This window comes from Bradyrhizobium tropiciagri (genome assembly GCF_018130505.1).
GTDB lineage: Bacteria > Pseudomonadota > Alphaproteobacteria > Rhizobiales > Xanthobacteraceae > Bradyrhizobium > Bradyrhizobium tropiciagri_B.
This window is the reverse complement of the sequence record NZ_JAFCKH010000001.1, coordinates 615,400-641,260: the sequence shown is the minus strand read 5'-3', so window position 1 is coordinate 641,260 and position 25,861 is coordinate 615,400. Positions and strand designations below refer to the sequence as shown.

21 protein-coding genes are annotated in these 25,861 nt (G+C 65.9%); 7 read left to right on the top strand and 14 right to left on the bottom strand.

The genetic code is table 11. The features are described from left to right. Positions 1-61: 61 nt before the first annotated feature. The 10 genes from JQ633_RS02890 to JQ633_RS02845 all read right to left on the bottom strand — a co-directional run bounded on the left by JQ633_RS02890 (position 62) and on the right by JQ633_RS02845 (position 13,494). A complete protein-coding gene (locus JQ633_RS02890; RefSeq protein ID WP_211982117.1) occupies positions 62-700 on the bottom strand; it encodes a hypothetical protein in 639 nt (212 codons plus the stop codon). Continuing rightward, positions 701-1,297, bottom strand: coding sequence for a hypothetical protein (locus JQ633_RS02885; protein WP_249158703.1), 597 nt, complete (start codon positions 1,295-1,297; stop codon positions 701-703). A 99-nt stretch (positions 1,298-1,396) separates the two neighbouring features. Further along, positions 1,397-4,636 (bottom strand): adenylate/guanylate cyclase domain-containing protein, encoded by a 3,240-nt coding sequence (locus tag JQ633_RS02880; protein WP_211982115.1) that lies wholly within the window; start codon positions 4,634-4,636, stop codon positions 1,397-1,399. A gap of 216 nt (positions 4,637-4,852) precedes the next feature. Then, positions 4,853-5,599 carry an ABC transporter ATP-binding protein gene (locus JQ633_RS02875; RefSeq protein WP_211982113.1) on the bottom strand — a complete coding sequence of 249 codons (747 nt, stop codon included), beginning with the start codon at positions 5,597-5,599 and terminating at the stop codon, positions 4,853-4,855. Continuing rightward, complete coding sequence (locus JQ633_RS02870) at positions 5,580-7,379, bottom strand: branched-chain amino acid ABC transporter ATP-binding protein/permease (RefSeq protein WP_211982111.1); 1,800 nt, start codon at positions 7,377-7,379, stop codon at positions 5,580-5,582. Before JQ633_RS02870 ends, JQ633_RS02875 begins: the two co-directional genes overlap by 20 nt. Beyond that, positions 7,379-8,236 (bottom strand): branched-chain amino acid ABC transporter permease, encoded by an 858-nt coding sequence (locus JQ633_RS02865; protein ID WP_211982110.1) that lies wholly within the window; start codon positions 8,234-8,236, stop codon positions 7,379-7,381. Before JQ633_RS02865 ends, JQ633_RS02870 begins: the two co-directional genes overlap by 1 nt. A 22-nt stretch (positions 8,237-8,258) precedes the next feature. Further along, entirely contained in the window at positions 8,259-9,455 is a 1,197-nt protein-coding gene (locus JQ633_RS02860; protein WP_211982102.1) for an ABC transporter substrate-binding protein, read from the bottom strand. A 156-nt stretch (positions 9,456-9,611) separates the two neighbouring features. Further along, positions 9,612-10,589, bottom strand: a complete 978-nt coding sequence (locus JQ633_RS02855; protein ID WP_211982100.1) for an NAD(P)-dependent oxidoreductase — start codon at positions 10,587-10,589, stop codon at positions 9,612-9,614. Positions 10,590-10,601: 12 nt separating this feature from the next. Beyond that, positions 10,602-12,458, bottom strand: coding sequence for a TRAP transporter large permease (locus JQ633_RS02850; protein ID WP_211982098.1), 1,857 nt, complete (start codon positions 12,456-12,458; stop codon positions 10,602-10,604). A gap of 4 nt (positions 12,459-12,462) precedes the next feature. Continuing rightward, entirely contained in the window at positions 12,463-13,494 is a 1,032-nt protein-coding gene (locus JQ633_RS02845) for a TRAP transporter substrate-binding protein (RefSeq protein WP_211982096.1), read from the bottom strand. Positions 13,495-13,689: 195 nt separating this feature from the next. Here JQ633_RS02845 and JQ633_RS02840 point away from each other — a divergent pair, with 195 nt between their 5' ends. The 3 genes from JQ633_RS02840 (at position 13,690) to JQ633_RS02830 (ending at position 17,315) form a co-directional block, all read left to right on the top strand. Next, positions 13,690-14,430 (top strand): FadR/GntR family transcriptional regulator, encoded by a 741-nt coding sequence (locus JQ633_RS02840; protein WP_249158701.1) that lies wholly within the window; start codon positions 13,690-13,692, stop codon positions 14,428-14,430. Positions 14,431-14,711: 281 nt separating this feature from the next. Next, on the top strand, positions 14,712-15,443 hold the full coding sequence (locus JQ633_RS02835; RefSeq protein ID WP_211982093.1) for a cytochrome c biogenesis CcdA family protein: 732 nt from the start codon (positions 14,712-14,714) through the stop codon (positions 15,441-15,443). A gap of 186 nt (positions 15,444-15,629) precedes the next feature. Next, positions 15,630-17,315, top strand: a complete 1,686-nt coding sequence (locus JQ633_RS02830; RefSeq protein WP_211982091.1) for a SulP family inorganic anion transporter — start codon at positions 15,630-15,632, stop codon at positions 17,313-17,315. Positions 17,316-17,332: 17 nt separating this feature from the next. On the opposite strand, the gene JQ633_RS02825 is transcribed toward JQ633_RS02830, so the two are convergent. The 3 genes from JQ633_RS02825 to JQ633_RS02815 form a co-directional block, all read right to left on the bottom strand. Further along, positions 17,333-18,856: a glycosyl hydrolase family 17 protein gene (locus JQ633_RS02825; protein WP_211982766.1), complete on the bottom strand. Its 1,524-nt coding sequence runs from the start codon at positions 18,854-18,856 to the stop codon at positions 17,333-17,335. 239 nt (positions 18,857-19,095) lie between these two features. Continuing rightward, the gene (locus JQ633_RS02820) at positions 19,096-19,485 is read right to left on the bottom strand and encodes a hypothetical protein (RefSeq protein WP_211982089.1); all 390 of its coding nucleotides are present in this window, start codon (positions 19,483-19,485) and stop codon (positions 19,096-19,098) included. A 107-nt stretch (positions 19,486-19,592) separates the two neighbouring features. Continuing rightward, positions 19,593-21,017, bottom strand: coding sequence for an FAD-binding oxidoreductase (locus tag JQ633_RS02815; RefSeq protein WP_211982087.1), 1,425 nt, complete (start codon positions 21,015-21,017; stop codon positions 19,593-19,595). Positions 21,018-21,171: 154 nt separating this feature from the next. Here JQ633_RS02815 and JQ633_RS02810 point away from each other — a divergent pair, with 154 nt between their 5' ends. Further along, positions 21,172-21,660 carry a thioesterase family protein gene (locus tag JQ633_RS02810; RefSeq protein WP_211982764.1) on the top strand — a complete coding sequence of 163 codons (489 nt, stop codon included), beginning with the start codon at positions 21,172-21,174 and terminating at the stop codon, positions 21,658-21,660. A gap of 5 nt (positions 21,661-21,665) precedes the next feature. Here the strand turns inward: JQ633_RS02810 and JQ633_RS02805 are convergent, their stop codons facing one another. Then, positions 21,666-21,839 carry a DUF1328 domain-containing protein gene (locus tag JQ633_RS02805; protein WP_211982085.1) on the bottom strand — a complete coding sequence of 58 codons (174 nt, stop codon included), beginning with the start codon at positions 21,837-21,839 and terminating at the stop codon, positions 21,666-21,668. A gap of 280 nt (positions 21,840-22,119) precedes the next feature. Between JQ633_RS02805 and JQ633_RS02800 the strand changes: the two genes are divergently transcribed. The 3 genes from JQ633_RS02800 (at position 22,120) to JQ633_RS02790 (ending at position 25,841) form a co-directional block, all read left to right on the top strand. After that, complete coding sequence (locus JQ633_RS02800; RefSeq protein ID WP_211982084.1) at positions 22,120-24,702, top strand: ATP-dependent helicase; 2,583 nt, start codon at positions 22,120-22,122, stop codon at positions 24,700-24,702. Between the two features lie 63 nt (positions 24,703-24,765). Continuing rightward, entirely contained in the window at positions 24,766-25,179 is a 414-nt protein-coding gene (locus tag JQ633_RS02795; protein WP_211982082.1) for a hypothetical protein, read from the top strand. Then, complete coding sequence (locus JQ633_RS02790; RefSeq protein ID WP_211982081.1) at positions 25,179-25,841, top strand: OmpA family protein; 663 nt, start codon at positions 25,179-25,181, stop codon at positions 25,839-25,841. The genes JQ633_RS02795 and JQ633_RS02790 overlap by 1 nt, the downstream gene beginning before the upstream one ends. Positions 25,842-25,861: the final 20 nt, after the last annotated feature.

Here is a 25,861-nt window from a genome sequence, read left to right as displayed (position 1 = left end):
ACAGAGGGGTCGACGTATCCGCCGACCCCTGCCCCAACAATCGACCGCCGTGATCGCCTCGTCAACGCTTGCGCGGCCGCTTGGCTGCCTTTTTGCCCGCCTTCTTCTTGCTGCCGGCCTTCTTGCTGGCAGACGGCTTGCCGCGACCCGACTTGGTCCGCCTGAAGGCGGGCCTGCGAAGCTCGAGCTTCGGCCAGCTGATCGGCTGCTCACCACTATCGGTATCGTTGTCGTCAGGCGGATCCTCCGCACTGTCGTCCATCGGACCGCTCACGACCAGATGGACCAGATAGGTATTGCCGGCCGTGTTCAGATAGTGCGCAAGCGGCTCGCTGTTACTTGGAAACAGATGCGGCTGATGCGTATGGCTGTTTTCCTCGACCGAGAACTTCACCGCCTTGATCGCGGTTCGGGTCATCGCATCGCTCAGGATCCGCTTGATCGCGTCCTGCGTGTCCTGAGGCAGCACATGATGAAGGAAGAAAGACCATTTCCGCTTGGCGTCGTCGCTCCCGTAGTCCCTGCTCGGGTAGGCGCCGATGCGAAACGCCACGCGCCAGAGCCGGTGGCTCGCGTCGAACAGCTTTTCCTTCTTGTTGTGCCGGCGAAGCGACGCCAGCTCCGTACCGCTGAACAGCTCATTCAGCCTGTCCACGATTTCAGCATCGGGACCGCTGCCGACCGGAAGTAGAGCACCCATTTATCGTCTCCCTTTTGCAAATTGACCCACGCGTAAAAATTCAGACAGATAACACCGCGGAATTGCCGGCGCGGAGTCCGGTCGAAAGAGTGCACGCTTGCGCCGCGGCCAATGATCGGCCCAGCACACGTTCGGGCCGCGCTTGCGGGCCGTCGCGCCGCAGGCTGCAGGCGTAATGTTCTCAACGCTTGCGACAGCCCGTTCGATCGAGATCGACCGCCCGGTGCGCTTCCGGAGTTGGACCATGCCCTTGGTCAGAACCCAGCGGTCCGCCGCGCACTCGCAACCGAGCTCGGCATTGGCGGCGAGCCGTCCGCCTTTCGACAGATGATGTCCGACCTCATGAAGCAGAGTGAACACCAGCCCGTCGGTGTCGATCGCGACGTGGTAGGCCAACCCGCCGTAGAGCCGAATGATGCGGTCGTTGCCGCGAATGAACGCCTGGGCGTTGACGGTGGTGCTTGCTTCGTCGAGTTCGAAGCGCAGTTCCGGAAACGCGCACCTGAAATCAGTCAGGATCTCGCAAAGCAGCTCGTCCCTGCGGGTGCGGGCGATACCCTTGCCGAGCGGTTCGCCGATGGTGTTCGCGAACAACATGAGATCATCCGGTGCGAGATCAGAACGGCTTGCGTGCGTAATTCGATTTGGCTTCCAGACTTCACGGCGCGGAAGGACACCTTCCAGTCCTGCAATACATCAACTGTTGTTGGCCTCGTGCGAACTTCGTATAGATTTGACCGTCTTGCCCGCGGCGCCGACGAAGGGCGCGAATATCATCGCGCCGGTCTCACGCAGCAGCGCGGTCGCGCAGTCCAATTCCTTCTCCCCCTCGGCGACCTCCTCGCCGCTGTCGGACCGCAACAACAGATCGGCGCGAACGGCCCGAGCCAAGCATTCCGGGATCCGCGCATGGCGCTCGACCGCAACTGCGATCGCCTCATCGACAGCGGACAGCGCCGCCGCCGTATCACCCTTCTGGCGATACGCGTTCGCCAGATCCGCCAGGATCCGCGCTTCGTTCTCGAGCCCGGCCTTGCGCGACCGCGCGAAGTCGAGCGCCGCCAGCAGATCCTCGATCGACGCGGAGATACGGCCCGCCACCATATGGGACAGGCCGCGGCTGGCCTGGGCATAGACGCGCAAATACGGGCTGCCGCTCTTCACGGCGAGCGAGAAGGCACGATCGGCATGATGTTGCGCGAGTCCGACGTCGCCTTCGGCCCAGGCGAGATCGACATAGGCGAGACTTGGAATGACGTAGTGGATGGCGTCGACCTGACTGCCATCGAGCTGAAGCACGCGGTCGAGCAGCGGCCGCGCTTCGGACCCGCGCCCCAGCATCACGAGCGTCTGCCCGCGCATCGCCGTCAGCCAGATCTCGACGTCGAAGCCGAGCGTCTCGCGGTCCGACTTCACGATCTCTGAGGCGCGCGCGGCCGCTTCCTGATTCATCTCCAGCGCATCCGACATGCGGCCCGAGAGCCGCAGCGCATGACAGAGCACGGCTTTCAGCGTCACCTGCACGCTTGTATCGGTGCTGGTATCGGCGAGCGCCTTGGCCTCCCGCACCCGATCGACATACTCGTCCGCCGAGCCGCCATTCGCCAATATCCGGCCGTAGGCGGCGTGGATCAGCGTGTTGGCGCGCAGGTCGCCGATTGCAAGCGCAATGCCGCGGGCCTCCTCGAAATAGACCTGCGCATCCGCGGCGGGAATTCCCTCGCGCCAGCCGAAATTCACGATCTGGCCGCAGGCCATCATCTTGAGATAATCCGTCATCTGCGACGGAGGCTGGTGCATCAAGAGCTCACGCACCTTCTTCCAGCTCCGCAAGGCCTGGCTGGGATCATTCGCACCGACCCAAACCGCCGCGCGCATGTGCTGCTGCGCCGCCTTCAGATGCTCGCCGGCATGCTCCCAATGATACGCGAGCAGCGACGCCCGTTCCTCGGCGCGGTCCTTGAACAGCCGCTCGATTGCCTGGGCGACGGCCGCGTGCAGTTCGCGCCGCCGCTCGTGCAGCAGCGACAGGTAGGCGACTTCCTGGATCAGCGGATGACGGAATGCGATCAGCCGCTGCTCGAACGGAGGCACGTCATAGAGCAGCTCGGCCCGCCGCAGATGTCCGACGGCTTCCAGCAATTCGGCCTGCACCAGTCCGGCAACGGCATCGAGAACTGCCAACGAAATCTCGCGCCCGGCGACCGACGCAACCTCGAGGGCGCGTTTCGCGCGCTCGTCGAGGCGATCGATGCGCGCCGCGACCACCGCCTGCACCGTGGTCGGAAGCGGGATCGTGTCGATGCCGCCCTTCAGCCGATAGGCGCCCTTCTCGCCCTCGAAATCGCCGCGCTCGACAAGGGCGTTCATCAGCTCTTCGAGGAAGAACGGATTGCCATGCGCGCGCTCGACGATATTCCTGCTCAGCAGCGCCAGTGACGGATCGGTGCCGAAATGGTCCCGCAGGATCGATTGCGCCTCCGCGGGTTCGAGCGGCGCCATGTTGATCTGCCGATAGTGCGAGCGCTGCATCAGCGGTGCGGTAAATCCGGCCCTGAAATTGACCAGCAGCATGGTCGTGGTGCCGACCACCGCGTCGGCAAGCGCCTCCACGAACTCCTCGCTGGCCGCATCAATCCAGTGCAGATCGTCGATCAGCACAACCGTTACGTTGTCGCGCGGCGCCGAGCGCACAAGCTCGCCGACGAAGTTGAGCAACTGGGTCTTGCGCGCCTTGGGATCCAGCTTCGGTGCCGGCTGGTGCGGATCGGCGAGACCGAGGAATTCCAGCAGCACCGGCGCCAGATGGTCGGACACCGGCATTCCGGCCAGCCGGTCGAGGATCCGCCGCCGCGACACGTCCGGCGTCTCCTCCTTGATGCGCAGGCCGAAGATATCGCGGAACAACGCCAGCACCGGCTGGAACGGCGTTGCGCGGCCATGCGCGAGCACGCGGGCTTCGAAAACCCGGATGCCCCTGCCGCGACAACTTTCGGCAAATTCAAAACAAAGGCGGCTCTTTCCGATGCCGGCCTCGCCGACGACGCCGACCACCCGGCCATCACCCTTCCTCGTGCTCTCGAGTTCGGCCGTCAGGGCGCCAAACTCGTCGGCGCGCCCGGTCAGCGGACTGAGCCGCCGTCCGGTGCGGAATACGCCGCTCGACGGCGCGTGCTGCAGACCGCGCAGCTTGAACACCTCGACCGGCGCCGCTAGCCCGCGAATGGTATGCTCGCCGAGCGGCTCCACCTCCACGAACTGCTTGGCGATCGCATAGGTCTCCCGCGAGACCAGGATGGTCCCGGGCTCGGCAAGCTGTTCCAAGCGGCTGGCGAGGTGCACGTTGGCGCCGGCCGCGTCATAAGTCTGATAGATGCCGTGCTCGATGGCCTGAAATACCACCTCGCCGGTGTGGACGCCGACACGGATCTGCAGATCGACGTCATGCAACCGCTTGACGTCATCCTGCATAGCCAGTGCCGCGAGACAGCCGCGAACGGCGTGATCCTCATGGGGCTGCGGCGCGCCGAACATCGCCATGACGCCGTCGCCCTGCGCCTTGTTGACGACACCGCCGTAGCGATGGACGGCCTCGTTCATGAGGTCGAGCACCGGCTGCAAGCGCCGCATGCCCAGCTCAGGATCGCCGAGGCTGTCGATGAGGCCGGTCGAGTTGCTGATGTCGGCGAACAGGATCGTGAGGTGCTTACGCTCGCCACCCTTGGCGTGCAGGCTCCTCAGTGCACGCTCATGTGACGGCTGGCCGTGGCTCGCGTCGATCGCCGTGACCAGCGCAGCACCGCATCTGCCGCAGAAGCGACTGCTCGTTCCGTTCAGGTGGCCGCAAGCTTCACACGCAATTCCGAGAGAGGCCCCGCAACCTTCGCAATACTCATTGGTCGCCTTGTTCTGACAACCGCAACGCAGACATTGCATCGTAGGCCTCGTGAAGAGAGCGCAGACGCAGGCAACCGCAACAAGCCTTAAAACCAACGCGAGAACAATCGGGTAACCCAACGAATCTTAGCAAAGCTAGCTGCATCTGTCGTGCCATTTTATGACGCACGCGCAGATTGCGACGCTGCAGCGGCGTCAATTTCGTCCGATCCTAAGTTGCGGACGAGGGCCCGCCGAGCATGCAAGTTGTAACGGTCACGTCTGCAATGCATGACTTTCGTGGCCGAAATAAGCGCGCTCGAGCCGGTGCGGCAGATCGCTCTCGCTGGTCGGCGCCTCCAGCGCGATCGCGCCCTGCACCAGCGCGTAGACGCGATCGGCCGATGCCAGCGCTTTTTCCAGCAGCTGCTCGACCAGCAGGACCGAGGTTCCCTGCTGGCGCAGCCGGCCGATTACGTTGAGGACGCGGTCGACCAGCACCGGCGACAAGCCGGCAGACGGTTCGTCGAGCATCAGCAACCGCGGCCGGCGCACCAGGCCCTGTGCCACCGTCAGCATCTGCTGCTGCCCGCCGGAGAGCGCGCCGCCGCGCTCGTTGCGCTTCTCGGCGATCTCGGGGAAGAACGACAGCGCCTCCTCGACCCGCACCGCGCGCTCGGCCCGCGGCAGGTCGTAGCCGGCGAGCAGGAGATTGTCGTTAACCGAGATCTGCGTGAACACGCGATGGCCCTCGATCACATGCACGAGGCCGGCGCGCGCCGCATCGCGCGGCGTGGCGTTGGTCATGTCGCGGCCGTCGAAGCGGACCTGTCCGGCGTTGACCGGCAGCAGTCCCGACATCGCGCGCAACAGCGTGGTCTTGCCGGCGCCGTTGGGACCGAGCAACGCCACCACCTCGCCGGCTGCGATCCTGATGTCGATACCGTGCAGCACGCGGATCTTGCCGTAGCCGGATTCCAGCGCGCTCACCGAGAGCAGAGGTTCAGCCGCCGAGGTAAGCACTGACGACCTCCTTGTGTACGCGGATCTCGGCCGGCGTTCCCGCCGCCAGCGTGCGGCCGAGGTTGAGCACGGTGACCTGATGGCAGATGTCGAAGATCAGGTCGGCATGATGCTCGACCAGCAGCACGCCGGTGCCGCGGCCGCAGACCGCCTTGATCAGCGTGGCGAGCCGCTCGATCTCGTCATTGGAGAGGCCCGCGGCGGGCTCGTCGAGCAGCAGGAAATCCGGATCGAGCATCAGCGCCCGCGCGATCTCGATAAAGCGCAGTTCACTGTGCTGCAGGCGGTCGGCGCGGACCTCGGCAAGCGCCTCGAGGCCGACGACCGCGAGCAGTGCACGGGCCTTGTCGGCCAGTTGGCGCTCGTCCGCGCCGTTGCGCGGCAGCGCCAGCATCGCCTCCGCGAATGTCGCCCTGCCCTCGATCGAACCGCCGATCATGACGTTCTGCAGCACCGAGGCCTCGCCGATCACCCGCGGCGTCTGGAAGGTGCGGGCGATGCCGCGCACCGCGCGCAGCACCGGCTGCCCCGCCGGCAGCGCCTCGCCGCCGAGCGTCATGCTGCCGGCCTTGGCGGCGTAGTAGCCGGAGATCACGTTCAGCGTCGTGGTCTTGCCGCTGCCGTTCGGCCCGATCAAGCCATGGATCTGGCCGGGCGCGACGTCGAGATCGAGGCCATCGATCGCCTTCACGTTGCCGAAGCTGAGCGCGATGTCGCGCAGCTGCAGCGCCTTGCCGCCGTCGCGCCGGCGCACGATGTCGGCGAGCGCCGCCGGGCGCGGCACGATGGCGCGGTTGCTGGCGAGCGGACGTCGGTTGCGGAAATCAAGCAGTGCCGCGATGCCGCCCGGCATCGCCAGCACGATCACCAGCAGCAGCACCGCGTAGAGGAAGGTCGACCATGCCGCCAGCGGGGCCGCGATCTCCGGCAGGATGGTCAGAATGATGGTGCCGAGCATCGGCCCGAGGATCGAGCCGCGGCCGCCGATCAGGATCGCGATGAAGAACAGCACCGAGAGGTCGAAAGTGAAGGCGTCCGGCGTGATGTAGGTCTGCAGCGTCGCGAACAGTCCGCCCGCGATCGCGGCCAGCGCACCGGCGAACAGGAAGATCGCGATCAGCATCTTCGGCTTGGAGATGCCGCTCGCCTCGGCCGCGACCTCGGCGTCGCGCACCGCGATCAGCGCGCGGCCGAAGCGGCTGCGCGCGATGTTGGCGCTCATCCAGGTGGTGACGGCGGCGAATGCGATGCACAGGCCATAGAAGCCCCATGGCGTGTTGAACGGCGCCGGGAATTCCGGACCGGCGATGCCGATGCCGCCGCCGGTGACGCTCTGCCAGGCCAGCGCGATCTGGGTCACGATGGTGGCAAAGCCCAGCGTCGACATCGCGAAATAGAACGTGCGCAGCCGCAGCGCCGGCAGGCCGACGATGACGCCGAAGATCGCGCCGATGCAGGCGGCGATCGGCAATGCCACGAAGACCGGAAGCGCCGGCATGACATTGCCCGCAACCAATACGCTGGTGGCGTAGGCCCCGAGCGTCAGCAGCGCGACATAGCCGATCGCGAGATGGCCGGCGAAGCCGACCACCAGATTGAGGCCGGAGACCAGCACCCAGTAGATCGCCGCGCGGGTGCCGATCAGCACCCAATAGTCGTTGCTGACGAACGGCAGCAGAAACGCCGCCGCGAGGATGCCGAGGAACGGCGCGACATGTGGCAGCGCGGCGCGCCATGCGCCGCTGTCGGTGCGGGACGGGGTGTCGGTGACCGCGGTCATCACACCCTCCGCGCGGTCGAGGCGCCGAACAGCCCCTGCGGCGCGGCAAGCAGCACCACGATGAACAGCGTGAACACCGCGACCGAGGAGAAGATGCCGCCGACCAGGAAGTTCGCGGCCTGCTGGAACAGGCCGAGCGCCAGCCCGCCGATGATCGCGCCTCTGTTATTGCCGAGCCCGCCCAGCGCCACCGGCACGAAGCCGTAGAAATTCAACAGCGCGCCGTTGGCGAAGAAGGCGAGCAGCAGCTGGCCGCCGGAATATCCGGCGATGCCGCCGACCACGCCGGCGAGCGCATAGCTCGCGACCCGCAGATTGCGTTCGGGAAGGCCGAGCGCCCGCGCCGCAAAATTATCCTCGGCGATGGCGAGAAAGGCGCGGCCGACCAGGGTGCGGCGGTAGAGATATTCGAGGCCGAGAATCGTGACCGCGCAGGCCACGACCGGCAGCCAGAATTTCTCGTCCCAGACGCCCTCGCCCCAGCCGACGATGCGCGGGAACGGCTGCGGCTCGGTGCCCCATTTGATCGCCGTGATCTGCTGGATCATCAGCGCGACGGCCAGGGTCGAGAGCACGTAAAGGTGCTGGTCGAGGCTTTTCAGCACCGGCCGCACCGCGACGAACTCGGTGATGATGCCGATGATCGCGCAGCACACCAGCGTCAGCGCGAAACCGGCAATGATCGGCAGGCCCAGCTTCAGCGTGAACATCGAGCCGAACACGCCGCCCAGCATCGCGAGCTGGCCGGCGGTGAAGCTCATCACCCGCGAGGTCGAGAACATCGTGTTGTAGGTGACGCCGACCAGCGCGTAGATCGCGCCGGCGGCAAGGCCCGAGGCAAGGATCGAAGCGAGCATCGATTGCGCCCTCGCCTTTGGCTCAACTGTATCCCGGCGCGAGCGCGAAGGTGCCGTTCTTCGCCGTAGAGGCCTCCGACATCACGATCTCCTCGGTCAGGTAGCCGTTATGCTCGGTCGGCGAGAAACGATAATTGCCGAAATAGCCGGGATAGCTCGACAGCGTGTTCCAATACTTGATGATGTCGGCGCTGCTGGTCGAGCCGCTTTCCGCCACCGCCTTGGCGATCAATTCGATGCAGTCCATGCCGCCGGCGACCCACCACAGCAGCGTGTCGTTCAGCGCGACGTTGGCCTTGGCAAGGCGCGCGACGAGGTCTTCGCTCTTCGGCGGCAGCTTGCCGGCGCTGTCGTAGCTGCAGCTCTTGTAACCGATCGCGTAGACCTTCTTCCAGTTCTCCGGCTTGGCGACGAGGCTGGCGAGTTCGCCCGAGGCCATCGACGGATGGCCGACGAAGGGCACGTCCCAGTTCATCGTGGCGCGGGTGTTGAACATGCGCGCCTCCATGCCGGTCGAGACGCTCCACACGATGATCGCCTCGGCGCCGGCATTCTTGGCGCGTAGCATGTCCGGCGTCATGTCGGGCTGGGTCGCATCGACATTTGCCTGATAGACCACCTCGGCGCCGTCCTTCTTGAATGCCGCGACAGAGGCGCCGACCGCGGTGACGCCATAGCCGGTGGTGTCGCCGATCACGGCGACCTTCTTCACTTTGAGGATCTTCAAGCAATAGTTGCGCACCGCGTCGTCCCACTGGTTGTTTGACGGCGCAATGCGGAACGCGTTCGGAAACTTGACCGGATCGATCAGGCTTTCGACCACGCAGGGGTGCAGGTCCGGCATCTTGGCGCGCGCCATGATCGGCGTCGTGGCCAGCGCCTCGCCGGAATTCAGCGGCCCCCACATCGCGTGCACCTTGGCCTGGCTGATCAGTTCCTGGGTGGCGTTGACCGCCTTGGTCGGATCGCCCTGGGTGTCGCGCATCACGATCTCGATCTTGCGGCCCTTCACCCCACCCGCATTATTGATGGCGTCGACCGCGAAATTGACGCCGCGGTTGAAGCCGACCGTCGGCGCCGAGCTCGGGCCGGTGATGGCGGCGAGGCAGCCGATCTTGATCGGTTCCGACTGTGCGATGGCGGGGGCTGGGAAGGAGAAAGATGCGGCGCCGAGTGCGCCGGCGCTGCCCAACAAGACGTCACGGCGTGAAATGGCCATGTGATGCACTCCCTCTTGAGGCGCCCGTCGTTAGCTGCGGGACGTCCGTTCATTTTCTGTCCGCGGCTCAGGGACCGCGGTTTGGTGGGGTCGAGTTTGAGCTGGATGCGAACGGCTTGTCCAGCCGCATCTGCGGAATTGATGGATGTCGTGCGCTCATGGCTGCCGCGTCCATTGGTCGGCATTCACAGCACCAACGGGAATTTCGCCGGCGATGATCTTCGCGACCTGGCGCACCGTCTCCGACGATTGGTGCTCGATCGCCTGCGGTGTCAATCCGCCGACATGCGGCGTCGCGATCACATTGGGCAGTTTTGCGAGCTCCGGCGACGGCATCTGGTCCGGAGCGCGGCCGACGTCGAGGGCGGCACCGGCGATACGTCCCTCGCGAAGCGCCGCGGCGAGCGCGGTCTCATCGACGAGATTGCCGCGTGACAGGTTGATGAACACGGCGTGCTGCTGCATCCGCGCCAGCGCTGCCTGCCCGATCAGGTTCTCGGTCTGCTCGTTGGCGATCGCAAGGCAGACGACGTAGTCCGCCCGTGCCAGCAGATCGTCGAGCGGCAAATGCCGGATCGCCGCGTCGTCGATCGTAACGAAGGGATCGGCGACCAGCACCTCCATCCCGAGCACCTTCGCGATGCCGGCAAGATAACGTCCGATGCTGCCATAGCCGATGATGCCGATCGTGCTGCCGGCCAACTGCCGGCCCATCACGATTTCGGGCGCCTTTCCGGCGTGATAATCGGCGGTGGCGCGCGAGACGCCGCGCGACAAATCGACCATGAAGCCGAGCGCGAGCTCGGCGACCGATTGCACGAAGCCGGGGCTCGCCCGCGTCACCAGCACGCCGACAGCGGAGGCCGCGGCGACATCGACGTTGCGGATGTCGACCGCGCAGCGCACGAAGGCGCGCAGCTTTGGCAGGCGCGGGAATATCTCGCCGGGGCCCGCGGTCATGCGGTCGGCGACGATAATGTCGGCGCCTTCAGCGGCCTTGACCAGCGCGGCAGCATCGAGGGCTTCCTCGCCATCATGCAGCTTGACGTCGGCGACCGCGCGCAAGCCGGCCAGGCTGCGCTCGCCGTAATAGTCGCGGCGCATTTGCGGGGTATGGGCGAGCAACACTTTCACGATCTGTGTCCCTTAATAGCCCATCGCATGTGGCAACGCGGTGCTGATGAACGGCACGAAGGCGATCACCAGCAGACACAGCAGCAGCAGGCCGAGATAGCCCATGATCGGCTTGATGGTCTGCTCGATCGGCACGTTGCCGATCAGACAGGCGCCATAGAGCCCGAGACCAAGCGGTGGCGCAAAGAGCCCGAGCCCCATCGAGATCACCAGCACGACCCCGAAATGAAGCGGATCGATGCCGAGCTTCACCGCGACCGGCAGCAGCAGCGGCCCGAAGATGATCAGCGCCGCGGCGCCTTCGAGCACCGAGCCCATCACCACCAGCACCACGATCGACAGCAGCATGAACAGCCAGACGCCGTGGCTGCCCGAGATCGCCAGCATGAAGTCGCCGACCTCATGCGGCACCTGCTGCAGCGTCAGGATGAAGGCGAGCGACTGCGCCGCCGCGACGATGAACAGCACGAGGCCCGACCGCGTTGCCGATTGCACGAAGCAGTGCGCAAGACTCTTCACGCCGAGTTCGCGGAACAGGAGGCTGCCGACCGCGATCGCATAGACCGCGGCGAAGGCGGAGATCTCGGTCGCAGTGGCGAAACCGCTCTTGAAGCCGAAGAAGATCATGAAGATCAGCCCGAACGAGGCGATCGCGCCGGTCCACAGGCCGGAGACGGCCGCGCGCGGCTCGGCCTCGCCGATCGTCGCGGGACGCTTGCCGAAGATGATTGACACCGCGATCAGCGCCAGTGCCATCAGCGCGGCCGGCAGCATGCCGGCGACGAATAGCCCGCCGATCGAGAGATTGGCGACGAAGCCGAGGATGATCAGATTGATGCACGGCGGAATTGTCTCCGCCATCACGGCGGAGGCCGCGAGCAGCGCCACCGCCCCGCCCGGATTCTGTCGCGAGCGCCGCGCCGCCGGAATCAGGACCGAGCCGACCGCGGCAACATCGGCCATCTTCGAGCCCGAGATGCCGGAGAACAGCACCATCGACAGCACCATCACGACGTTGAGCCCGCCGCGCATCTTTCCGACCGCGCGCTGCAGCAGTTCGATCAACCGCACCGACATGCCGTTGGCTTCCATCAAGTAGCCGACCAGGATGAAGAACGGGATCGCCAGCAGCACGAAATTGTCGATGCCGCGCGCCATCTGCTGGGCGAAGATCACGCCGGGCAGCGTGCCTTCCACCCAGATGAAAATCAGCGCCGCCAGCGCCAGCGCGAACCCGATTGGCAGGCCGCCGAACAGCGTGAGGAAGAAACCGACCAGCATCAACACTTGGGATGACGGCACCGAGTCCGGCGCCAGCGCATCCGAGGCCAGATAAAGCCCGGCGATGACCGCCGTGGCGACGATGCCCGCGATCATGTCGCGCAGCGAACGGCCGCAGAATATCTCGAGCGCGAACACCGCCATGAACGCCGCGCCGACGCCCATCGGATAGAAGGTCCATTCCAGCGGCAGGCCGGAGCCGGAGGTCTGGCCGGTGGTCAGCCAGCCCATCTTCAGCGCATTGAAGGCGACATAGGCGGAGATGATGGTGACGAGCAGCGCGCCGAGGGCGTCGACGACCCGCCTCACGCCCGACGGCAGCATGTCGACGAAGAAGGCGACGCCGAGGTTCTCGCTGCGCGCCAGCGCGCTCGCCGCGCCGAAGAAGCTCGACCCGACCATCAGGCCGCGGGCGACGTCGTCGGACCACTCGACCGGCGCATTGAACAGGAAGCGGGCCAGCACCGAGACGCAGACCACGACGAGATCGGCGGCGAGCAGGATCGCGGCGATCGCATCGCTGACGGCGACGAGCGGCGCCGTGATCCGATAGCCGCTGCGGCTTTCGGCGACTGCGGCGACTGACATCGGCTCAGGCCTGGGTGGCGCGGATCATGTCGATCACGGCCTTCGCCTCGGGCCGCGCCTTGATGAAATTGTCGGTCTGCGGCAGCACGCGCTTGCGGAACGCCTCCTTGTCGCATTCGACCACGGTGACGCCCTTCTCGACCAGCGCCGCCTGCGCCTCCTTCTCGACCGCAAGGCCATGCGCCCTGGTGTCGGCCGCGGCCTTCTTCGCGGCATCGAGGAAACCCTCGCGCAGCTTGGGGTCCATGCGGTTGAAGGTGGTCTCGCTGAAATAAACAGCGAGCGGCGAGAAGATGTGCTGGGTCAGCGCATAGTGCTTCGAGGTTTCGTAGAACTTGCTGGCCAGAATGGTCGGCGGATCGTGCTCGAGGCCGTCGAGCACGCCGGCCTGCAGCGCGGTATAGATCTCGCCGAACGCCAGCGGCGTCGCCGCTGCGCCCATCAGGCGCAGGCATTCGGTGATGATCGGATTGGGCAGTGTGCGGATCTTAAGACCGGCGAGATCCTCCGGCGTCTTCACCGGCTTCTTCGCCAGCACGCTGCGGGCGCCGAAGTTATAGGCCCAGGCGATGATGCGGATGTTTCCGCCCTTGAGCAGCGCATCCTCGATCGGCTTCGCCGCGCCGGCGTCGAACGCCTTGGTCTGCTGCTGGAAGCTGGTGAAGAGGTAGCCGAGGTCGAAGGTGCCGACCAGCGGCACGAGGTTGGCCGAGATCGACGAGCCCGACACCATCAGGTCGATGACGCCGAGCTTCACCGAGTTGATAACGTCGATCTCCTGGCCGAGCTGGTTGTCCGGGAAGAACGTGAGGTCGATCTGGCCGCCGAGCCCGCCTGCTTTGAGCTGCTTGACGAGGTTGTCGTAGTAGACGCGGCCGTTGGCGTATTTCGGATCGTTGGGCAGCGACGACGAGCAGCGCATCTTCATCACCGCGGCCTCTGCGCGTCCGATCAACGCGGGGGTGGCGGCGAGCCACGCGCCCGCTGCGGCCGACGACTGCAAGACAATACGGCGGCTCACGCGCTTGGTCGTCATGTTGCTCCTCCCCGGGGACGGCTGGCTCATGGATCGTTGTCGCCCGCGCGTTGACGCAGCGAGCTTGGCAGTTTTGTTGTCATAATGTATGACAAAACGAAGCATGTTGCGCAAGGGCGCGCAACGCGGTTGCGCAACGGTGCAACCGGATCGTGCAATGACCGCGATGCACGCTTCAACCGCAGTGAGGCCCCGATGTTCCAGACATCCAGCGCGTTGCATCGCAATGTGCACAGCCAGGTCACCGACCGCGTCGGCAGCAGTATCGTACGCGGCGAGATCGGCGTCGGCGAGGCGCTGCCGCCGGAAATGCAGATCTGCCAGATGATGGACGTCAGCCGCACCGTGGTGCGCGAGGCGATGCGCACCCTCACCGGCAAGGGCCTGATCGAATCGCGGCCGAAGAGCGGCACGCGGGTGCGTCCGCCCGAGCAGTGGAACCAGCTCGATCCGGACGTGCTGCGCTGGCATCTCGAGACCGCCGACATAGATCGCTATCTGGCAAAGCTGTTCCAGCTGCGCACCGCGGTCGAGCCGGGCGCGGCGGCGCTGGCCGCTATTCATGCCGGCGAAGAGGACATCGCGCGCATCCGCGCCGGCTGCGACGGGATGGATGCGGCCACCACCAACGAGGCGTTCGTCGCCGCCGACATCGCCTTCCACCAGTCGATCTATTTCGCCACCCGCAACGAGTTCTTCTGGCCGATCGCGCAGATGTTCGAGATCACCCTGCGCCAGAGCTTTACGATCGCGGCCCCCGGCTCGCATCGACCGCGCGCCCTGATCGAGCACCGCGCCGTGCTCGACGCGATCGCCGCCGGCGATGCCGAGGCGGCGCGCGAGGCGACAGTGGTGCTGCTGACGCATTCCGCCGACGATCTGGTGCGGATCAGGGGCCGCGAGTTCGAGATGCCGCGCTCCACGCCCCGACGGTGAGGAGGCACAGCCTTTCCCCGCCGGCGTCCCCTGCCGCAACAACGCGGTGTCATCACCCGGCTTGACCGGGTGATCCAGTATTCCAGAGGCGGCAGTGATAGAGCCGAGAGGCTGCGGCGTACTGGATCGCCCGGTCGAGCCGGGCGATGACAGCGGTGGATGGGAACGCGGCACCCCCGCACACGGGCCTGTGACCATAGTTGAATGCGCCGGCGACGAAACTTCTGGATTGTTTAGGGCGTAGACGCCATGACAGGACAGTTACCCACGAAGGTTCATTGATGCACGACGTCTCGATCCCGGCGGCCCTGGTTGCCGGACTTGTCAGTTTCCTGTCGCCCTGCGTGCTGCCGCTGGTGCCGCCCTATCTGATCTATCTGACCGGCGCGACCATCGAGCAGGTCAACCAGGACGGCGCCAGCCCCGCGTCCAAGCGCGCGGTAATGACGGCGGCACTGATGTTCGTGCTCGGCTTCTCCACCGTGTTCGTGGCGCTCGGCGCCAGCGCGTCGTTCGTCGGCGGCCTGGTGCGGGCGTGGTCGGCCGAGTTGTCGATCCTGGCCGGCATCGTCATCATCATCATGGGCCTGCACTTCCTCGGCATCACCCGGATCGGCCTTTTGATGCGCGAGGGACGAATGACTGCGCCGAAGCCGGTCGGGCTGTGGGGCGCCTATGTCATGGGCCTGGCATTCGCGTTCGGCTGGACGCCGTGCATCGGCCCGATCCTCGCCGCGATCCTGTCGATCGCGGCCGCCGAGGCCACGGTGACCAAAGGCGCCGGCCTGCTCGCGGTCTATTCCGCCGGGCTCGGCATCCCCTTCCTGCTCGCGGCCTTCATGATCAAGCATTTCTCCTCGCTGTTCGCGCGGATGAAGCGCCATCTCGACACCGTCGAGCGGGCAATGGGCGTGCTGATGGTGATCACCGGCATCGGCTTTCTGACCGGCGCGGTGTCGAGCGTCAGCGTCTGGCTGCTGGAGACGTTTCCGGCGCTGCAGAATATCGGATAGGGCCGGCCCCTCTCCCGTCATTGCGAGCGAAGCGAAGCAATCCATCGCACCGCATATGCGGATAGATGGATTGCTTCGTCGCTTCGCTCCTCGCAATGACGCGGGATAAACCTTCGTGTCTCTGCTGGCTTTTGGCTGCGTGATGTCGGACTATTTCCCCGAGCAGACGTGAGGAGAGCCGGAGCAATGGGCCAGGACCAACCGACACGCGCCAACTGGCCGGTCTTCCGCTCGCTCGCCGGCTTCCGCGCAAGCAGTCTCCCGGGCGATCTGATCGCGGGATTGACCCTAGCCGCGATCGCGATTCCCGAGCAGATGGCGACGGCGCGGCTCGGCGGCTTCGCGCCGCAGATCGGCTTCTTCGCCTTCATCGCCGGCTCGATCGGCTTTGCGATGTTCGGCGCCAACCGCTTCCTGTCCTGCGGCGCCGACTCCACCATCACGCCGATCTTCGCCGGCGGGCTGGCCTTGATGGCAACCGCAGGCTCACCCGACTATCAGGCGCAGGCGATGGCACTGGCGCTGTTGGTCGGCGCCATCATGATCGCGGGCAGCCTGTTCAGGCTGGGCTGGGTCGCCAATTTGCTGTCTACGCCGGTGACGGTCGGCTTCCTCGCCGGCATCTCCGTGCACATCCTGGTCTCGCAGCTGCCCGGCGTGCTCGGCCTGACCGCGCCGGCCGGCCCGACGCTCTACAAGCTCGGGGTGCTCGCTGGAAATATCGGCCAGACCAATCCCTATACGGTCGCGATCGGCCTCGGCGTGCTGGCGCTGGTCGCCGGCGCGGAGAAGATCAGCGCGCGGATCCCGGGTGCGCTGATCGGCCTCGTCGCCGCGACGCTCGCGGTGATCGCCGGCCATCTCGAAAGCAAGGGCGTCAAGGTGGTCGGCGCCGTGCCCGCGACACTGCCGACGCCGTCGCTTCCCGACCTCGCGCCGGAGCGATGGGTCAAGCTGCTGTCGCTGGCGCTCTTGATCGCCGTCGTCGTGATGGTGCAGACCGCGGCGACGACGCGCTCGTTCCTGTCGGACCCGGACAAGCCGGCCGATGTCGACCGCGATTTCCTCGGCGCCGGCGCCGGCAGTGTGCTCTCCGGCCTGTTCGGCGCCTTCCCGGTCAACGCCTCGCCGCCGCGCACCGGGATCGTGTCGGAGACCGGCGGGCGCAGCCAGCTTGCCGGACTGTTCGCGGCGGCGATCGTGCTCGCGCTGCTGGCGTTCGGCGCGACCCTGCTGCAGCACGTGCCGGATGCCGCGCTCGGCGGCGTGCTTTTGTTCGTGGCGCTGCGCATCATCCGCGTGACGCAGATCCTGAAGATCTTCCGGCAGTCGTTCTACGAATTCCTGCTGGTGGTGGCGACGGCGGCGGCGATCATCGTGCTGCCGATCGAGCAAGGCGTCGCCGTCGGCATCGCGCTGTCGCTGCTGCACGGCATCTGGACCACGACGCGGGGAGGCCTCGTCGAGTTCGTGCACGTGCCCGGCACCACGATCTGGTGGCCGGCGAGTTCGCACGTCACCGGCGAGCGCAAGGCCGGCATCGCCGTGGTCGGGCTGCAGGCGCCGCTGTCGTTCCTCAACGCCGAAGGTTTTCACGGCGCCGTGCTCAAGGCGATCGGCAGGGCGCCGAAGCCGCGCCTGCTCGTGATCGAGGCCAGCGGCGTGATCGAGATCGATTTCACGGCGGCGCAGGCGTTGCACGATCTATTCCGCGAGTGCCGCGAGCAGGACGTGACGGTGGCGGTGGCACGGCTGGAATCGACCCGCGCCCAGGACGCCTTCGAGCGCTTCGGCCTCTATGATGTGCTGCCGAGGGACCACGTCTTCCGCAGCGTCGACGAAGCCGTGCGCGCGCTGAGCGGGACGAGCTGAGCGGATGCCCAACGCGTTCAGACACGCGCCCGCGACAGCGTCAGCGCAAGCAGCAGGTAGGCGGCACACGTCCACAACGATTGCCAGTTCTCCAGCCCTTCGCTGAGCCCGGTATAGACAGCAGCGATGAGGAACACAGCGGCGAACAACGATTCCGCCACAGGGCGGCTGGCTTTCCTGGGGCGGTTGAGCAGCGTCATCGCGGCAAACGGGACAGCCGCCATGGTGAGGGCCGCGTAGGGAAAATCCTTCTCGCGCGGGTCGAACACGAAGCCGAGCGCAGTCTGCGTGGCGATGACGACGATGACGATCCAGAGCAATCCGTGCACGGCCGCGAGCAGCGAAGGCGTCCGGCCGTCCTCCGGACCCACCAATTCCAGAAATGCGGGCGGCGCGCGCCCCGACATCAAGGCGCTGGCGCCGAACACGGGGGAAGCGGTCGCCGCCACCAGAAGTGTGCCCCACAGCAGCCAGTTGCCCGTTCCGTAGCTTTCATGGACCATCTTCTGGACGGTCACCCCGAACAGGATTCCGGCCATAGTTGCCGATACTGCCACCGCAACCCATGCGGCCAGACCGGGTTGCCAAGGCTTGCGCCGCGAGGTCAGCCATGCCGCGGCAAACGCCAGGATCGCCAGCGCCATCCCGCTGGCCATCTGCAGCTTCCAGGACGGAAAATTGCTGACGGGGACGCCGGGCGGATATTTCGGCATACGCGTTGCGGAATCGAACAGGCCCCAGGAGCCGCCGACCGTGCCCTCGAACTCATGCTTCCACGATTCATCATAGGCTTCGAACAGGTTGACGCGGAAATGCTCGCGCCGGGCCAGCTCGAGCACCTCCGAGATCACCCGGGCCTGGTTGGTGCGCGACGGCAGCGCCGACTCGCGCATCCGTCCCTCGCTCGGCCAGCCGGTCTCGCCGATCAGGATTTCCTTGCCCGGAAAAGCCGACGCGACCCGCCTGCGCACGGCATCGACGTGGGCGGCGGCCGATTCCGCGGGGATCGGGACGTTCTCCCAATATGGCAGGATATGAACGGTGACGAAATCGACCGCGCTCTCAAGCTCGCGATAGCGCAGCCAATACTCCCAGACGTCGGAATAGGTGACGGGCACCGCTACTTGCGCCTTCACCGAACGGATCAGGGCGGCAAGGTCGGGCGCCGACATTTCCCGGTGCAGCAGCACCTCGTTGCCGACCACCAGCGCAATGATGGTCTGCGGATATTGCCGGGCGAGGCGGACGGCCGTCGATATCTGCGCGGCGTTCTTCTGCCGGTCCTTGCTGAGCCAGATTCCCTGGATGACTTTCAGCCCCACCTCGGCCGCAACGTCGGGGACCTGATCGAGACCGAGATCGGTCGCATAGATACGGATGCATTCGGTGATCCTGGCAAGCTCGGTAAGATCCTCCGCGATCTGTTCGCGTGACACCTGCGTCTCGGCCGATGACGTCTGATGGTTGCGGAAGGGCGAGTACGAGATGCATTGCAGCTTGGCATTCGGATCGATCGGTGCGCGCGCCAGACTGACCGGCATGGCCAGCCACCACCACGCCGCGGCAATCGCACCGAGGGATATCAGAAGAAGCGAAAGCGGGATGCGGAGAGAAGCCACTTCCGTCCTCCTTGCGGCAACGATTTGCAGGGTGTCCCCAATGCGCGAGGCCCGCAGACGCACTCATTTGCCGTACGAGACCGCACCGTAGCCGTGTTTCTGATCGTGTCGGGGTAAAACGGACGTGATGACTTCATGTGAGCGCGCTCAGTCCGAGCCACTCACTCCGGCCCGCCGGCGAGCGCCGGGTGCTCCCTCAGCACTTCATCCTTGATCGAGCCAGTGTGGATGGCACGGAACAGCGCCCGCGCGGTCTTCATGTTGTTGGCCTTGATGCAGAGGCCGACGATCTCGCGCACCGCGGAGTCGCGCACCAGTTCGTCGGAGATCTTCATCGCGATTTCCATCGCGGTCTTGGCGGCCTGCTCGTAGCGGTCGCGCTCGGCCTGCTGCTGGGTCGGGCGCCCCTGGGGCTTGCCCACCTTCTCGGCACTGTCGGCGGCGGCGCGGCAGATCGCACGAATCCGCTGCGCGGCCTCGATGTCGCCGAGCGGCCCCTCGATGGGCTCCTCCCAGATTTCAGTGGGCCTGGTCTTCTTGAACCAAATCATCGCCACATCCTGTGGCCGGAAGATCGAGACAATCAATTTTGAGCATGATCGCGAACGCTACGCGTCCGCCACAGGGAAAACCGCCTCGCGCTTTCGCGCACCACGCTCTAGGCAACAGGAACGATCTTTCCGGGGTTGAAAATGTTTTGCGGATCGAGCGCATGCTTCAGCGCCCGCATCGCGTCGAGCGCCTCGGGGCCGAGCTCCGCCTTCAAATATTTCTGCTTGCCCTGGCCGATGCCGTGCTCGCCGGTGCACGTCCCGCCCATCGCCTGGGCACGCTCGACCAGGCGGTGCATGAACTCCTCGCCGCGCGCCATCTCGTCCTTGTTGTCGATGTCGCAGACCAGCGAGCAATGGAAATTACCGTCGCCGACATGGCCGACGATCGGCGACAGCAAATTGAGCCGCTCCAGATCGTCCTCGGTCTCGGTGACGCAATCGGCGAGCCGCGAGATCGGCACGCAGACATCGGTTGCGACGACGCCGATGCGATCGCCCGGCCGCAGCGCCTTCACCGACCAGTAGGCGTCGTGCCGCGCCTGCCACAGTTTGGTGCGGTCTTCCGGCTTGGTGGTCCAGGAGAAGTCGCCGCCGCCGCATTCGGCGGCGATATCGCGGAAATTCTTCGACTGCTCGGCGACCTCGACCTCGCTGCCGTGGAATTCCAGCAACAGCAGCGGCGTCTCCGGCAGCGACAGCTTCGAATAGCTGTTGCAGGCCTTCACCTGCGCGGCATTGAGCAACTCGATGCGCGCGACCGGGATGCCGGTCTGGATCGCGAGGATGGTAGCCTGGCAGGCGCCGCGCACGCTATCGAACGAGCACGCCGCGGCGGCGATGGTCTCTGGGATGCCGCGCAGGCGGATGGTGAGCTCGGAGATGATGCCGAGCGTGCCCTCGGCGCCGACGAACAGATGGGTCAGGTCGTAGCCGGCCGATGACTTCTTGGCGCGCGTGCCGGTCGTGATGATCTCGCCGTCGCCGCGCACCACCTTCAGCGCCAGAACGTTCTCGCGCATGGTGCCGTAGCGCACCGCGTTGGTGCCGGACGCACGCGTCGAGGTCATGCCGCCGAGCGAGGCGTCGGCGCCGGGATCGATCGGGAAGAACAGGCCCTGGTCACGCAGGTGCTCGTTGAGCGCCTTGCGGGTCACGCCGGGCTGGATCACGCAGTCGAGATCCTCGGCATGCACCTCCAGCACCTGGTTCATGTCGCGGAGGTCGATGCAGACGCCGCCGCCGGGCGCGTTGACCTGGCCTTCCAGCGAGGTTCCGGTGCCGAACGCGATCACCGGCACGCGGTGCTGCGCGCAGATCCGCACCACGTCCTGGATGTCGGCGGTTTCCTGCGCCATGACGACGGCATCCGGCGGCTGGTTCGGCAGCCATGTGGTGGTGTGGCCGTGCTGCTCGCGCACCGCCTGCGACGTGACGAGCCGGTTGCCGAACCGCGCCGCCAGCGCGTCGATCGCGCTCTTCAGGGCCGCCGGCTCGGGTCGCGTCACCTTGCTCGAAATCGTCGTCGCCACGTCAATCGTCCTCCCACCTTTAGCCGACCGTGGCAAAGCTTGTATAAGGGGTCAAGATAGCATGTTCCGAAAAAATGCGCGTCGTTTCGCGCACGCCCGAATTGCGTGCAAACAACAGGGATGGACGATGATTTCAGAGACTGCCGCCGGGGAGATGCCGCTGCCGCCCGCCCCGTTCCACTCCTCGGTGATGCAGATCGAGCCGCAATGGATCGACTATAACGGCCATCTCAACATGGCCTATTACAACGTGATGTTCGACCGCGCCATCGACGAGATGTGGCTGCAACTCGGCATCGGTCCGGCCTACATGAAGGCGCGGCAGTGCTCGACCTTCACCGCCGAATGCCATGTGCGCTATCTGAGAGAGATCCATCTCGGCGATCCCGTGCAGGTCTCGGTCTTCCTGCTCGGCGCCGACGAGAAGCGGCTGCATACGTTCGAGGAGCTGCGCCACGCGAGCGAGGGCTGGCTATCGGCGACCTCCGAAAACCTCACACTGCATGTCGACATGCAGGCTCGCAAGGTGGCGCCGTTTCCGCCTGATATTCGCTCCCGCGTGCGAGCGATCGTGGACAGCTATGAGGGCGTGCCACGTCCCGAGGGCATCGGCCGCAACGTGGCGATGCCCTCGAAGAAATAGCGCCGCTAGACCCTGGTGCGGCCGCGCAGCAATCCAACCACCGCCGACACCAGGAACAGGATGACGGCGATGAAGAAGATCATCTTGGCGATTTCGACCGAGGCGCCGGCGATGCCGCCGAAGCCCAGAATGCCCGCGATCAGGGCGATGACCAGAAACGTGACGACCCAGCTCAGCATGATCCAACCTCTGTCTCGTTTGCTCGCGCGGGCCGAAGCCCGACGCCGCGTCTGGTGAAACAATCCGAGGCGGGAACGCTGGTTCCTGATCGCGAAACCGCGAAATTTTCGACGCTTCCGGGAACCGGGCCGGCTGTGGATCACCGACGGGAATGGTTCCTGCGGCGCGGGATAAACCTGTCAAAACGGCCGATCAGGCCCTATATGGCCTTCAATCCCTGTTAAGAAGGCTCCCTTTCACCGTCCCGCGGTGCCATCGTGGGGCCGAGACGATTCGCGCATGACCGAACCGAGCAAATTGCCGCATCGCGGCGTTCCCGAGCACCAGCCGGCGGCTGGCGGCATTGCCGCGCGTTCGCGCGCGGCGGCGGGCGGTCCGCAATATCTTGCCGGCCTCAATCCGGAGCAGCGCGACGCGGTCGAGACGCTCGACGGGCCCGTGCTGGTGCTCGCCGGCGCCGGCACCGGCAAGACGCGGGTGCTCACGACCCGCATCGCGCATATCCTGAGCCAGGGCCGCGCGCGGCCGCACGAGATCCTGTCTGTGACCTTCACCAACAAGGCGGCGCGCGAGATGAAGCTGCGGCTCGGCCAGATGCTGGGCCAGGCCGTCGAGGGCATGCCGTGGCTCGGCACCTTCCACTCGATCGGCGGCCGCATCCTGCGCCACCATGCCGAGCTGGTGCAGCTCAAATCCAACTTCACGGTGCTCGACGTCGACGACCAGGTGCGGCTGCTCAAGCAGCTGCTGCAGGCCGAGAACATCGACGACAAGCGCTGGCCGGCGCGGATGCTGGCCGGGCTGATCGACAGCTGGAAGAATCGAGGACTGTTGCCGTCGCAGGTGCCGTCCGGCGAGGCCGCCTCGTTCGGCAACGGCAAGGGCGGCAAGATCTACGCGACCTATCAGGAGCGGCTGAAGATCCTCAATGCCGCCGACTTCGGCGATCTGCTGCTGGAGAACATCCGCCTGTTCCGCGAGAACCCGGATGTGCTGCGCTCCTACCAGAACCGCTTCAAGTTCATCCTGGTCGACGAATATCAGGACACCAACGTCGCGCAGTATCTGTGGCTGCGGCTGCTGTCGCAGGCGCCGTCGCGGCCGGGCTTGCCTCTTTCCGCGGTCATTCCGGGGCGGATCGAAGATGCGAACCCGGAATCTCGCGGTAATGAGGACTCAGCTCGAGATTCCGGGTTCGCGCCTGACGACGCGCCCCGGAATGACAACGCGAGTGGCGTCACACAGGCTCCACCCAAGAACATCTGCTGCGTCGGCGACGACGACCAGTCGATCTATGGCTGGCGCGGCGCCGAGGTCGACAACATCCTGCGCTTCGACCACGATTTCCCCGGCGCCAAGGTGATCCGGCTGGAGCGCAACTACCGCTCCACCGGCCACATCCTCGCCGCCGCCTCGCACCTGATCGCACACAACGAGGGCCGGCTCGGCAAGACGCTGCGCACCGAGGATGTCGACGGCGAGAAGGTCACCGTCACCGGCTCGTGGGATTCCGAGGAAGAGGCGCGCGCGATCGGCGAGGAGCTCGAGGAGCTGCAGCGCGCCGGCGAGAACCTCAACGACGTCGCCATTCTCGTCCGCGCCTCGTTCCAGATGCGCGAGTTCGAAGACCGTTTCGTCACTCTCGGCCTGCCCTATCGCGTGATCGGCGGTCCCCGATTCTATGAGCGCGCTGAAATCCGCGATGCGCTCGCGTATCTGCGCACCATTAATTCGCCGGCCGACGATCTCGCCTTCGAGCGCATCGTCAACGTGCCGAAGCGTGGTCTCGGCGACGCCACCGTGCAAATGCTGCACGACCACGCCCGCAAGCGCCGCATTCCCTTGTTCGAGGCGGCGCGCGCCGTGGTCGACACTGACGAGCTGAAGCCGAAGGCGCGCGGCTCGTTGCGCGAACTCGTGATGCAATTCGACCGCTGGCGGGCGCAGAGCGAGGTGACGTCGCATACGGAATTGGCCGAGATCGTGCTCGACGAGAGCGGCTACACCGAGATGTGGCAGAAGGACCGCTCGGCCGACGCCGCCGGCCGGCTCGACAACCTGAAAGAACTCGTCCGCTCGATGGAGGAGTTCGAGAACCTGCAAGGCTTCCTCGAACACATCTCGCTGGTGATGGACCGCGATGGCGAGGCCGGAGAGGAAGCGGTGTCGCTGATGACGCTGCATTCGGCCAAGGGCCTCGAATTCGACAACGTGTTCCTGCCGGGCTGGGAGGAAGGCTTGTTCCCGAGCCAGCGCACGCTGGACGAACAGGGCCGCGCCGGGCTCGAGGAGGAGCGCCGCCTCGCCCATGTCGGCCTGACGCGCGCTCGCCGCCGCGCAAAAATCTATTTCGCCACCAACCGCCGCATCCATGGCACCTGGTCGACCACGATTCCCTCGCGCTTCCTCGACGAATTGCCGGCGCACAATGTCGAGATCACCGAATCCAAGGGCGGCTCGGGCTGGGGCGGCAGTGGCGGCTATGGCGCCTCGCGCTTCGACAACCTCGAATCCTTCGGCTCGAGCTATTCGACACCGGGCTGGCAGCGCGCCCAGGCCAATCGCACCCGCGGCGGCGGTGGCGGCCGAGGCGGGTTCGAGGAGCGGCAATCGTCGTTTTCAGGCCCGCGAGGCGGAGCCTCAGGCGGCTTCGAACGCGGCAAACGTGGCCCCATGGTGATCGAGGGCGAGCTGGTGGCGAAATCCACCGGCACGGTGTCGGACTTCTCGCTCGACGACCGCGTGTTTCACCAGAAATTCGGCTACGGCCATGTGGTGAAGATCGACGGCAACAAGCTGACCATCGCCTTCGAGAAGGCCGGCGAGAAGAAGGTCGTCGACAGCTTTGTGGAGCGGGTGTGACAGGGCGGCCTTCTTTGTTGGTAGGCCTTGACCCCAACTGATTTCATGGGTTCAGATGGACCCATGGTCCGGGGACGTTTCTTCCTTTTTGTCATCGCTCTCACTGCGCCGTCGCTGGCGGCCGCGGAGACGTTGAGCTTTGGCGATGCCGCCGCCCAGCTCGCGAAAGCCTGCGGCGCCGACATCACCGCCAATTGCCGTGGCGTCAATCTCGACTCCAATCGCTTGAAGGAGTGCCTGTCGCGCAACCGCGACGTGATATCGCCGACCTGCAAGGAGAGCTATCTGACGACGCTGGACGCGATCCAGAAGCGGATCGCGGCGCGCGTCACCGTCGCCAATGCCTGCACCCGCGAGATCGTCAAGGTGTGCGGCGGTTCGACCAAGGAAACCAGCAAGTCGGTGCCCTGCCTCGTCGCCGCCAAGGGCGTCAATCGCAATTGCGCCCAGGCGATCACCGACGCGGGGTATCAGTGATGCGTCCGCTGCTGCGCCGCCTGCGCGATCTCGGCCTGCTCGGCGCACTGCTGCTGGCGGCGCCCGCGCATGCGCAGACCGCCGTCACGCGCGACGACATCATCGCCAAGCTCAATCATTTCGAGGCCCCCGCCGAGATCGACCTGCCGGCGCTGCGCCAGCAGGTGCTCGAGCGGTCGCGCGCGCGCGGCAAGAACGAGCCGCCGCCGCAGAAGCGCCCGCCGATCGCGCCCGATCTCAACAAGCTGCCGGTCATCAACCTCGACATCAAGTTCGACGTCGACACGCCGATCGTGCTGCCGGAGTCGTACCAGGCCGTCGGGCGGATCGCCGACGCGCTGACGCATTCTTCGCTGCTGCCCTACAATTTCCTGATCGTCGGCCATGTCGAGTCGGGCGGCCGGCGCGACAACGCCGCGCTGCTGAGCCAGCGGCGTGCGGATGCGATCCGCGACATCCTCGTCAACACCTTCAAGATCGCCCCGAAGCGGCTGCTGCCGATCGGCCTCGGCGAAGAGCAACTGCTCGACCCCGCCCGCCCCAACGGACCGGTCAACGCCCAGCTGCAGCTCATGACGGCCTCCAAGGTCGCCGACACCGAGCCCGCCGCGCATCCGGCCCCGGTCGCCGCCGCCAAGAAGCCGGCGAAGAAGAAGCACTGAGGGAAGTAGCTTGGGTCAAG

Excerpts from the sequence above, each read along its gene's own strand:
- JQ633_RS02890 (WP_211982117.1), bottom strand. The coding sequence starts at position 700 with ATGGGTGCTCTACTTCCGGTCGGCAGCGGTCCCGATGCTGAAATCGTG.
- JQ633_RS02885 (WP_249158703.1), bottom strand. The coding sequence starts at position 1,297 with ATGTTGTTCGCGAACACCATCGGCGAACCGCTCGGCAAGGGTATCGCC.
- JQ633_RS02880 (WP_211982115.1), bottom strand. The coding sequence starts at position 4,636 with ATGCAATGTCTGCGTTGCGGTTGTCAGAACAAGGCGACCAATGAGTAT.
- JQ633_RS02870 (WP_211982111.1), bottom strand. The coding sequence starts at position 7,379 with ATGACCGCGGTCACCGACACCCCGTCCCGCACCGACAGCGGCGCATGG.
- JQ633_RS02865 (WP_211982110.1), bottom strand. The coding sequence starts at position 8,236 with ATGCTCGCTTCGATCCTTGCCTCGGGCCTTGCCGCCGGCGCGATCTAC.
- JQ633_RS02860 (WP_211982102.1), bottom strand. The coding sequence starts at position 9,455 with ATGGCCATTTCACGCCGTGACGTCTTGTTGGGCAGCGCCGGCGCACTC.
- JQ633_RS02850 (WP_211982098.1), bottom strand. The coding sequence starts at position 12,458 with ATGTCAGTCGCCGCAGTCGCCGAAAGCCGCAGCGGCTATCGGATCACG.
- JQ633_RS02845 (WP_211982096.1), bottom strand. The coding sequence starts at position 13,494 with ATGACGACCAAGCGCGTGAGCCGCCGTATTGTCTTGCAGTCGTCGGCC.
- JQ633_RS02840 (WP_249158701.1), top strand. The coding sequence starts at position 13,690 with ATGTTCCAGACATCCAGCGCGTTGCATCGCAATGTGCACAGCCAGGTC.
- JQ633_RS02835 (WP_211982093.1), top strand. The coding sequence starts at position 14,712 with ATGCACGACGTCTCGATCCCGGCGGCCCTGGTTGCCGGACTTGTCAGT.
- JQ633_RS02830 (WP_211982091.1), top strand. The coding sequence starts at position 15,630 with ATGGGCCAGGACCAACCGACACGCGCCAACTGGCCGGTCTTCCGCTCG.
- JQ633_RS02825 (WP_211982766.1), bottom strand. The coding sequence starts at position 18,856 with ATGCCGGTCAGTCTGGCGCGCGCACCGATCGATCCGAATGCCAAGCTG.
- JQ633_RS02820 (WP_211982089.1), bottom strand. The coding sequence starts at position 19,485 with ATGATTTGGTTCAAGAAGACCAGGCCCACTGAAATCTGGGAGGAGCCC.
- JQ633_RS02810 (WP_211982764.1), top strand. The coding sequence starts at position 21,172 with ATGCCGCTGCCGCCCGCCCCGTTCCACTCCTCGGTGATGCAGATCGAG.
- JQ633_RS02805 (WP_211982085.1), bottom strand. The coding sequence starts at position 21,839 with ATGCTGAGCTGGGTCGTCACGTTTCTGGTCATCGCCCTGATCGCGGGC.
- JQ633_RS02800 (WP_211982084.1), top strand. The coding sequence starts at position 22,120 with ATGACCGAACCGAGCAAATTGCCGCATCGCGGCGTTCCCGAGCACCAG.
- JQ633_RS02795 (WP_211982082.1), top strand. The coding sequence starts at position 24,766 with ATGGTCCGGGGACGTTTCTTCCTTTTTGTCATCGCTCTCACTGCGCCG.
- JQ633_RS02790 (WP_211982081.1), top strand. The coding sequence starts at position 25,179 with ATGCGTCCGCTGCTGCGCCGCCTGCGCGATCTCGGCCTGCTCGGCGCA.